6 protein-coding genes and 1 pseudogene are annotated in these 2,380 nt (G+C 43.4%); 1 reads left to right on the top strand and 6 read right to left on the bottom strand.

The genetic code is table 11. From position 1 onward, the window contains the following. Nucleotides 1–35: 35 nt before the first annotated feature. Both QUA44_RS30350 and QUA44_RS30345 read right to left on the bottom strand, forming a co-directional pair. Nucleotides 36–344, bottom strand: coding sequence for a DUF2442 domain-containing protein (locus QUA44_RS30350; RefSeq protein ID WP_333257589.1), 309 nt, complete (start codon nt 342–344; stop codon nt 36–38). Next, on the bottom strand, nt 325–561 hold the full coding sequence (locus QUA44_RS30345) for a DUF4160 domain-containing protein (protein ID WP_333054534.1): 237 nt from the start codon (nt 559–561) through the stop codon (nt 325–327). The genes QUA44_RS30350 and QUA44_RS30345 overlap by 20 nt, the downstream gene beginning before the upstream one ends. A 108-nt stretch (nt 562–669) precedes the next feature. Here QUA44_RS30345 and QUA44_RS30340 point away from each other — a divergent pair, with 108 nt between their 5' ends. After that, complete coding sequence (locus tag QUA44_RS30340; RefSeq protein ID WP_333257592.1) at nt 670–1,038, top strand: hypothetical protein; 369 nt, start codon at nt 670–672, stop codon at nt 1,036–1,038. 35 nt (nt 1,039–1,073) lie between these two features. Here the strand turns inward: QUA44_RS30340 and QUA44_RS30335 are convergent. The 4 genes and pseudogenes from QUA44_RS30335 to QUA44_RS30320 form a co-directional block, all read right to left on the bottom strand. Then, nucleotides 1,074–1,287 (bottom strand): annotated as a pseudogene (locus QUA44_RS30335) (helix-turn-helix domain-containing protein). 54 nt (nt 1,288–1,341) lie between these two features. Continuing rightward, the gene (locus tag QUA44_RS30330) at nt 1,342–1,554 is read right to left on the bottom strand and encodes a helix-turn-helix transcriptional regulator (protein WP_333257594.1); all 213 of its coding nucleotides are present in this window, start codon (nt 1,552–1,554) and stop codon (nt 1,342–1,344) included. A gap of 56 nt (nt 1,555–1,610) precedes the next feature. Beyond that, nucleotides 1,611–1,823, bottom strand: a complete 213-nt coding sequence (locus tag QUA44_RS30325) for a helix-turn-helix domain-containing protein (protein WP_006631112.1) — start codon at nt 1,821–1,823, stop codon at nt 1,611–1,613. Between the two features lie 52 nt (nt 1,824–1,875). Further along, entirely contained in the window at nt 1,876–2,088 is a 213-nt protein-coding gene (locus tag QUA44_RS30320) for a helix-turn-helix domain-containing protein (protein ID WP_106333817.1), read from the bottom strand. Nucleotides 2,089–2,380: the final 292 nt, after the last annotated feature.

Below are 2,380 nucleotides of genomic sequence, written 5' to 3'. Positions count from 1 at the left end.
AGAGACTAAGAAGGGTATTTAAGCCAGATTTGTTATTAGACTATCTTCCCGCGTTCCTCTAACCACCGCTGAAATGACTTCTGACTTTCTCCAGATGGTTTACCGAGAATAATATTTTTGATGCTAATGTCTTCGTCAATATCAGGCCAGTGGATTCCCTCATTTCCACCAATAAATCGCCAATTATTGCGTTCGTTTGGTGTGCTATGCAATAGCCGAGGATACCAAGCTAAAGGTACAGAAATAGTACGACCATCGGATAGATCGACTGTTAGCGCGTCGTCTGTAACAACTACGTTTTGTGCTTGGGGGATTTGTAGCAATTCAACCATTAAAGAAGTCATTCCAACCTGCTAATAATTGCTGTTGATGTTCTTCAACAAGTTTCTGAATGCCATTGATTTCTGTACGATTGAAGCCTTTATTATTTTGAAGGCGAACTGGACTAAGCCAAAACTTAGCTTCTTCTCGATCGCGCTCAACGTGAACGTGGGGTGGTTCATCCCGATCGCCCGCATAGCAGAAGAAACGGTATGGGCCGACTCGGAGTAACGTAGGCATTCAGACTTATTAATCACAAACTGACTTCTCTATTTTAACCGATGCACGAGCTTTCATCTCTGATATAGTCGAAGTATTGAACGCGATTGTGCGATCGTCTTTAAAAAAATGGCAAAAAAAATCTGGATTGTCTACAAAACCGAAAGCATGAGTGCTCCCGGCTGGGAAGAACGTCAGCTTATGCCGAGGGGCGGTCTCACTAATATACTTTGGGAAAATTGGACTTGGGAAGAAAACCCAGAAATCCCTCAAGTAGGGGACAAAACCCGCGATTATGAAAATCTATCTGACCCCGGTAATGGAGTCACCCACGGGAAAGATGGAGATTGGGTAGTTACTCGCGTTCAGCAGTTTTCTGCTTCCGATACTGAGGAGCGAATTGTGGTGTGTTACTGTTATTACCAACCTGTTACATCTGATTGGGAAGCGCTACAACGGGGTGAGTCTGTCAATCAGATGCTAGCAACTGTCGAATAATATTGACTGGATAATTAGTTCGTAAAAGCGATCGACTATTCCTGCACAATCTCATACAAATCTTCGATAGACAAATCAAAAGTACTCGCTTTCCTTGTGCAAGGCTGTCACGTCAACTGTTGCTAATCCGGGCGATCGGGCATAGGTTCTGAGGGTACTGTAGACTACGCCCGATCGCTCAGAAACCTCTTTGATCGTCCAGCCTTTCTCAGCAGCCAACTCTCGAACCCGCAATTTAATTAAGCCCATTGACAAAAAACTAGATTTACTCTGGGATAAAATTTTATCGTAAAAAGCGATCGCTCACTCCTGCACAATTTCCACCAAGTCTTCAATCATTACATCAAAGGTGCGAGCCAATTTGTGTATAGAAATAAAGTCAATGGTTGACACTCCCGGACAGCGGGCGTAGTGTTTGACGGTGCTGTAAATTACTCCCGATCGTTCTGAAACTTCTTTCAGCGTCCAGCCTTTCTCGCTAGCTAGTTCTCTGACTTTTAACCTGACTAAACCCATACTTGACAAATGATGGTGTACCATCATCGGATAGTTTTATCCCAAAAAGCGATCGACTACTCTTTGACGACCTCAACCAAATCTTCCACCATCACATCAAAAGTACGTGCCAACTTCAGCAGACAAGTAAAATCAACCATTGCCATTCCCGGAGAACGTGAATAGGTGGTGAGTGTGCTGTAAATGACTCCCGATCGCTCAGAAACCTCTTTGATCGTCCAGCCTTTCTCAGCAGCAAATTCTTTAACCCGCAATCTAATTAAACCCATTGACAGAAAACTAGATTTAGTTTTGGATAATTTTATCGTAAAAAGCGCTCGACTAATCTTCCACAATCTCATACAAATCTTCGACCATCACGTCAAAAGTCCTCGCCAACTTGTCCAAGGCGGTCACGTCAATTGTTGCTAATCCGGGCGATCGGGCATAGGTTCTGAGCGTACTGTAGACTACCCCCGATCGCTCTGAAACCTCTTTGATCGTCCAGCCTTTCTCAGCAGCAAACTCTCGAACCCGTAATCTAATTAAGCCCATAAGCTCTTGACAGATGATTGATATAGGTCATACAATTATAATGTAAAAAGCGATCGCCCCCAGGTCTGGAAAACTAAAAGACGATCGCCTATCCAAATTCAATCCCTTTACAAAAGTTTGTACTTTTTACGAAGGATCTATTCTTTACAAAGAATCTGATTACCATGTTAACAAAATTTTCGAGAAAATCAACCCCCAGACACAGATTGAGCCGGTTTGTGACAAAAGAGGTGATCGCGCGGCTGCTGAAAATCAAGGTAGAACAAATATATCGCTTCGAGTGCTGGGCGCA

Source organism: Microcoleus sp. N9_A2 (assembly GCF_036701775.1).
GTDB lineage: Bacteria > Cyanobacteriota > Cyanobacteriia > Cyanobacteriales > Microcoleaceae > Microcoleus.
This window is presented reverse-complemented; position numbering and strand designations above follow the sequence as displayed.